This window comes from Carnobacterium sp., from assembly GCF_032094055.1.
Taxonomy (GTDB): domain Bacteria; phylum Bacillota; class Bacilli; order Lactobacillales; family Carnobacteriaceae; genus Carnobacterium_A.
In genome coordinates this window covers 32530-38617 of the sequence record NZ_DAMDAK010000016.1, presented here as the reverse complement: position 1 = coordinate 38617, position 6088 = coordinate 32530, and the positions used below count along the sequence as shown (strand labels likewise).

Below are 6088 nucleotides of genomic sequence, written 5' to 3'. Positions count from 1 at the left end.
AACCGGCTGTTGCCAATTTATTTCCCGAAAAATATAAAAAACACGTTATTGAACTGCTGCATCAAACAAACGAAGTGATTTCTGCTTATATCAGTGGAAAAGGTTTAGCGAGTATTGTGGTGGCTATCTTAATATACTTTGGTTTTTTATTTATTGGACTGCCTTATACGCTATTATTAGCAATCATTAACGGTGCTACCAATCTTATTCCTTATATTGGTCCTTTCATTGGTGCTGCGCCTGCATTTATTGTCGGCTTGACGATCTCTCCGGCAACAGCTTTTTTTGTTGCTTTGATCGTATTTATTGTACAACAGCTTGATGCTAATTTCCTGACGCCGAAATTCGTTGGGAAATCTTTAGCGATCCACCCATTGACTATTATTATCATTTTATTAGTAGCAGGAAAAATGATGGGGATCGTAGGAATTATTTTTGGAGTCCCGGCTTTTGCAGTAATCAAAACAATCATCCTTTATATTAAGTCTACTCCGATGAATGCCATAGAAAATAAAAAAATTGAAGTAGAAAAGTAGTTGCAATACTAAAAACTCTCTTTCTTTCCAGTTATGTAACGGAAAAGAAAGAGAGCTTTTTTGTAGAGTAGGTAATATTTTGGCTACTTAGTCATCAGCCGTTTAACAAAACGAGCGTTCATCAGCTTGTACCCTACGAATAATCCCATATAATTCAAAAGCAAGTCGCTCACATTAAAAGATCCTAGCCCTACTATGTATTGAACAAGCTCTACTGAAAATAAAGGAATAAGTGTTTTTATCGCTAGTTTCTGAAGATTCCACCGCTTCAAATAAGAACCTAGTGGGATAAAGCAAGCCAAGTTAAAAAACATATCCATACCTCTGCCTTTTAATAATTCTCCAACAAAAGTTAACGGATTTAACGTCATTCCTTCACGGCTGGAACTGTTAAAAAATAAAAAGCCGATCAAGGCTATTCCATACACAAGAGTAGAGGATTTCACGCTCTTTATACCTTTCGTATGGTAAATAATGTAATAAAAGGCCCCAACTAAAAGAGAAGCCAAACCTAAAGAAATCATCAATGAAACGATACGGGTATCTGGTAAAATATAAATTGGCTTTAAATACAAGGCCAGCTTCTGTTGAAAAATGGTACGGTAAAACCAATTTGCACTGAAGAAGCTGATAAATGCTAAAAAGATGAAGAGACGGCGTTTATTTTTCTTTCCTTTGAATAGTTGCATAACTTACTCCTATTGTGCATTTTGTATAATCTTTTCTCATTCCATAGTAGCATGTGCTCGCACAAATGGGAATAAAAAAACAAACAAACGTTCTTGTTTACTTAGGGAGCTAACTACTTGTTTGTGCTTAATTTTCTGTCTTTTTAGTATACAAAAAACCTTAATTTCTAATTGCCTATTAAAAGGAACTAGCCATTAAGGTTTCTTTTGTCTATTAATTGAACGGCTGTCTGATCAGGTATCCATCCTTGCCATTATTTTTCAGCTTATTTTGCTTTTAATTCAACGTTTATATTTCCTCTGGTAGCTTTAGAGTAAGGACACACTTGATGAGCTTTTTCCATCCATTCCAATGTTTCATCTGTTGAAAATCCACTGATCTCGCCTTCTAACACAACTTTTAGTTCAAAACCTTCGTTTGGATCATTATATAAAGCAACTGTACATTCAATTGTACTTGCTGCTTTTATTTTTGCTTGTGAAAGCACTAATTCAAGAGCTCCATTAAAACAAGAACCATATCCTGCTGCAAACAATTGTTCAGGATTTGTTCCTTCCCCTTTACTGCCGGGCGCTGATATTTTGTATTCAACGGAATGGTCTGGAGAATGAGTTTCACCGTTTCTACCGCCTGTGTTGATCATTTTTGTTTCATATAGCTTTGTCATCGTTTATTCCTCCTAGTTTTGTCGTTAACTCGTTGAGTTGAGCAATTAAAGCAAAATATTCTTTTTCATCAAAATTTAAAAGAGAAAGACAATTAGCAACCTTTTTAAGCAACTCATCCTTTATGTCATTTGCTTTTTTTGTTGGCTTGATCATTACTTGTCTTTCGTCTTCCGGATTACGATTTCGAGTAATATAGCCGTTTTTTTCCATTCTTTTCAGCATAGGAGTTAGCGTTCCGCTATCCAATACCAGCCTTTTTCCTAACGTTTGAACGCTTTGTTCTGGTTCTTCCCATAATAAAAGCAGTGTTAAGTATTGTGGATAAGTTAATGAAAAAGGTTCCAGAATAGGACGATAAAATTTTGTAAACTGTTTGGATAAAGTATAAGTTGAAAAGCAAAGCTGCTCTTCTAATAAAAAATGATTGCCTTTCATGTATTCCCTCCTGTTTAAGTTGTGCACAATTGAATTGTACTCCACATAAGTATAAAATGCAAACCTTTTCATATCAGTTTTTAAAAAAATACACTTATCGCCTCAATTAAAGAGAGGAGATAAGTGTAAGAGAATAAAAACTGCTTATTTAACGAGTTGTTTTTGTAAGATTTGATAAAGTTCTTCTAATGTTTGGATTTGATAATCAGGTTCAATACCCGTTTCGTTTACTTTGTTTCCAGGATTGAACCAACAAGTAGCGATGCCAGCTAGTTGACCACCTTTGATATCTGAAGTGAGAGAATCGCCGATAATCAATGTCTGTTCTTTTGAAAAGTTTGGAATGCGAGCAAAGACATAATCAAAATAGGCTTTCATAGGTTTTTGGAACCCGGTGTCTTCTGAAACAAAAATATCTTTAAATAGCGGATAAAGACCCGAATCCCGTAACCGTCTGTATTGTGTCTTCGAAATGCCATTAGTTACAATATATAAATCATAATCATCTTTTAATTCCTGAACCAAATCAAATGCACCCACCATTAAATCGTGTCCTTCATTTAAGTAATTGCGGTACTTTTGTTCAAATAAAATCCCATCAATTTCTTTTTTCAGCTCTTTAAATAGAGTAGAAAAACGTGTATTGACCACTTCGTCACGCCCAATTTTCCCTTCTTCAAAAGCTTTCCATAGACTTTGATTAATTTGGCCGTATCGCGCTTCAAGTATCGTCCACATCAAATAGTAACGTTCGGTAATTTTTCATCATTTCAATCTCTCTTTCATTTTTATATTTTAAATTTCTTTTTTTATAGCATAAAACAGTAGCAGGCAACCGAAGACTGCACTCAGCATTCCAGCTGTTAGCATTGTATGAACCGTTGCATTATCTAACAACCAACCTCCTAGCCCATTTCCAAAAACACTTCCTAAAGTAGTTGCCCCAATCACCAGGGTCTGTCCTTTTACTTTATCCCCTTTTTTCATTAATTTGTTCACATAATAAGCTGATGCTGGAACATAAATCGCGAAAGAAAGCGCTTGGAATAATTGAGCAATATTGATCATCCAAACGGTGCTGGATCCAAGAAACAACAGGCTACGAACAACAAAGAAAAAGCTGGAAATTTTTAGCAATGAGCTGCTTTTATATTTGGAAGCTAAGTAACCAAATCCTAACATCGCCGGCAATTCTACAGAAGCTGCGATTGTCAAAGATAAACCAAAATCACTATCCTTTCCGCCAAGGCTAGCCATAATCTGCACTAAGTAACTGTTAATAATCGTATGAAATCCAAAAAGAAAGACGATAGCTATTAAAAAAAGAAGAAAACGTTCGTACTGTTTAAAAAAATGCAACAGGCTTTTAGGACGTGTTGCTTCATTTGAGTAAAATTCGGATGTTTCTCTGCTCAATTGCGTTTCCGTTGCGGGAAAAGTGACTATGAGAAGCAAAAAGATCAAATACAAAGAAACACAAAGAAGAGGGATGATCGTTGCATTGTACTCATTAAGAGCCCTTCCTAGAAAAAAGGAAATAAAAGCAAAAGAAAGTGAACCTACTCCTCTCGTTAAGCCATAATTGATCTCTAGTCCTTCATTAATGTGTTCAAAAATCAGTGAATTGAGCAAAGGCTGTAACGTAAGTGTTAATGAAGTTACGCCAATGTATAAGGCTGTACTGATAAGAGGATTATCTGGTACCGTAATTAATCCGATTAAAAAAAGAATATTCACGATTGCAATAGAAGAAATCACCTTTTTTAAAGATAGGCTGCTTAACTGATCAACCAGAAAACCGACTGCAGGCTGTAACACAACCGAAAAAATATTTACCAGCGCTAGTATCACACCAATTTGCTGATTTTCAAAGTTTTTTGCCAGCAAAAATACCGATGCAAAACCATAAATGGCACAAAAACACATCCAATAAAGACTTTGTAAACCGGCATACTTTAAAGTTAAAGAGGTATGTTTAGTCATTTTTCTTTTTCCTTTCCCATATTATCACAAAAAATTATTTGCTGTTCTTAAACAGAATAACATTCCTTCTTGTAATTTAGTATGATAAATCTCATACTAATAAGGAGGTGAGTTGATGAAAGCTGAAAATAATCAAGAAATAATTAACGCTTATCTAAGTGATGCAAAAGTTCAATCCCTATTCTCTAAAGATTTTCTTCCCTATGCTAACATTCATACATTTAAAGAAAAAGAGATGTTAACAAACGAAGGAGAAGCTTTTCCTTATCTTTATTACTTAGTTTCTGGTAAAGCTAAAGTATTTATGACACATAAAAATGGGAAAGTATCTTTAATTAATTTTTTAACCGAATATTCGCTTATTGGAGACCTAGGTTTAGTCGGAGTTGAGACGCAAGCGAAAGGCATTCAAGCTATGGAGAATTGTGTTTGTATCGCCTTTTCGCTAAAAGAATGTGGTCAGAAGTTGCTACAAGATGTTTATTTTTTACAACAATTATGCAAGACATTAGGCGAAAGAACACTGACAAGAACAAAAAATTACGCTAAAAATAGCGGCTATCCATTAGAAAACCGATTAGCTGCTTTTATTCTGCTTACTGAAAAAAAGAACAGCTATAGTGAAAAGCATACTGAAGCTTCTGATTATCTAAACGTCAGCTATCGTCACCTTCTTTATGTACTTAAACAATTTTGTGAAAAAGACTGGTTAAAAAAAGATGGCAGAAACTACTGGTTGCAGAATAAAGAACAACTAAAAAAATTGGCAGATGAACTTGAATAGCCAATCTTTTTAGTTTCAATAGAGGCAATTACATAACATTACTTACTGTTCGAATAACTCATTGGCTATTTTCCATCATCTCCTGTTCTAGCCCTTCATCATCTTTGATTTCGATCGAAGATAATTTTCCTTTTTCTTGACTTTCTGCTTTTCCTGTAACAAGAGCTGTTTTTTCTTCTCCATCATCCGTTATATAAACTAAATGAACTTTAAAAACATAATGCTGAGAATCATTTTTATCTTGGGTAATATCCATTCCATTTACCATTAATTGATACTCTGAAGACTCCGCTGCGATCGAATACTTAAATACCAGTTCATCAATAAATTTTTCATAGCCTGTTTTTGTAAAGAAGTCGCCAAATCTTTCATCTAATAGATTATTTAATTTATCAGCGGCTGAGCTAGTCATTTCTGGTTTTTCATCAAATGTATTTGTCAGGTAATAGTATTCTGTCAGAAGTTCTTCATCAGGTGCATTCAATAGTTGTTGTAGTACACTTTCGATTGTTTGTATATTTGGGTCCTGAACCAATTGTTCACTATTTTTTGTATGATTGGCAGTACAAGCTACGAGCAGTAGCGAAAATAAACTCCCTATAAAGACAAAAACAAGTTTTTTTTGTCTTTTCATCATTGGCTATTCACTCCTTTAAGGTGCTTATTTTTTTATATTTGAGATTAGCGTAGAAAAATTTATATAATTCCTTATACCATAAGAAAAGAAATAACCTTTGTTGGTTATTTCTTTTCTTTTGAATAACGCTGCTTCACTTTAGCGGTTTGTTTCAACAATTGGAAGCCAACCAGGATTGCTTTCGATATATTCCCACATTGCATCAGGCAGCATTAAATCAGCTCGGTCTTGAGGATGAATTTTCGTACGAATAGTCTTTTCTTTTCCTTCCTTAACTTTCTTGACCCAATCAGGCTCCACAATCAATTCGCGCCCAACGGCAATTAATGGAATTCCTAGATCCAAAGCATTGATA

The 6088-nt window shown here is 34.5% G+C and carries 8 protein-coding genes and 1 pseudogene; 2 read left to right on the top strand and 7 right to left on the bottom strand.

Translation table 11 applies throughout. The features are described from left to right. On the top strand, positions 1-536 hold a 536-nt coding region (locus RT405_RS04220), incomplete at its 5' end, for an AI-2E family transporter (RefSeq protein WP_313467832.1). An 83-nt stretch (positions 537-619) separates the two neighbouring features. Here the strand turns inward: RT405_RS04220 and RT405_RS04215 are convergent. The 5 genes from RT405_RS04215 to RT405_RS04195 all read right to left on the bottom strand — a co-directional run bounded on the left by RT405_RS04215 (position 620) and on the right by RT405_RS04195 (position 4312). Further along, a complete protein-coding gene (locus RT405_RS04215) occupies positions 620-1225 on the bottom strand; it encodes a VanZ family protein (protein WP_313467830.1) in 606 nt (201 codons plus the stop codon). Between the two features lie 266 nt (positions 1226-1491). Beyond that, complete coding sequence (locus RT405_RS04210; protein WP_313467828.1) at positions 1492-1893, bottom strand: organic hydroperoxide resistance protein; 402 nt, start codon at positions 1891-1893, stop codon at positions 1492-1494. Then, the gene (locus RT405_RS04205; RefSeq protein WP_313467826.1) at positions 1877-2329 is read right to left on the bottom strand and encodes a MarR family transcriptional regulator; all 453 of its coding nucleotides are present in this window, start codon (positions 2327-2329) and stop codon (positions 1877-1879) included. Before RT405_RS04205 ends, RT405_RS04210 begins: the two co-directional genes overlap by 17 nt. Before the next feature lie 144 nt (positions 2330-2473). Continuing rightward, a complete protein-coding gene (locus tag RT405_RS04200) occupies positions 2474-3067 on the bottom strand; it encodes a YjjG family noncanonical pyrimidine nucleotidase (protein WP_313467834.1) in 594 nt (197 codons plus the stop codon). A gap of 57 nt (positions 3068-3124) precedes the next feature. Continuing rightward, positions 3125-4312, bottom strand: a complete 1188-nt coding sequence (locus tag RT405_RS04195) for an MFS transporter (protein WP_313467824.1) — start codon at positions 4310-4312, stop codon at positions 3125-3127. Positions 4313-4427: 115 nt separating this feature from the next. Here RT405_RS04195 and yeiL point away from each other — a divergent pair, with 115 nt between their 5' ends. Continuing rightward, positions 4428-5096 carry a transcriptional regulator YeiL gene (gene yeiL, locus RT405_RS04190; RefSeq protein WP_313467822.1) on the top strand — a complete coding sequence of 223 codons (669 nt, stop codon included), beginning with the start codon at positions 4428-4430 and terminating at the stop codon, positions 5094-5096. Positions 5097-5154: 58 nt separating this feature from the next. Here the strand turns inward: yeiL and RT405_RS04185 are convergent, their stop codons facing one another. Together RT405_RS04185 and RT405_RS04180 are read right to left on the bottom strand one after the other, a co-directional pair. Beyond that, entirely contained in the window at positions 5155-5733 is a 579-nt protein-coding gene (locus tag RT405_RS04185) for a hypothetical protein (RefSeq protein WP_313467820.1), read from the bottom strand. A 138-nt stretch (positions 5734-5871) separates the two neighbouring features. Then, positions 5872-6088 (bottom strand): annotated as a pseudogene (locus RT405_RS04180) (NADH-dependent flavin oxidoreductase); the annotation flags it as partial.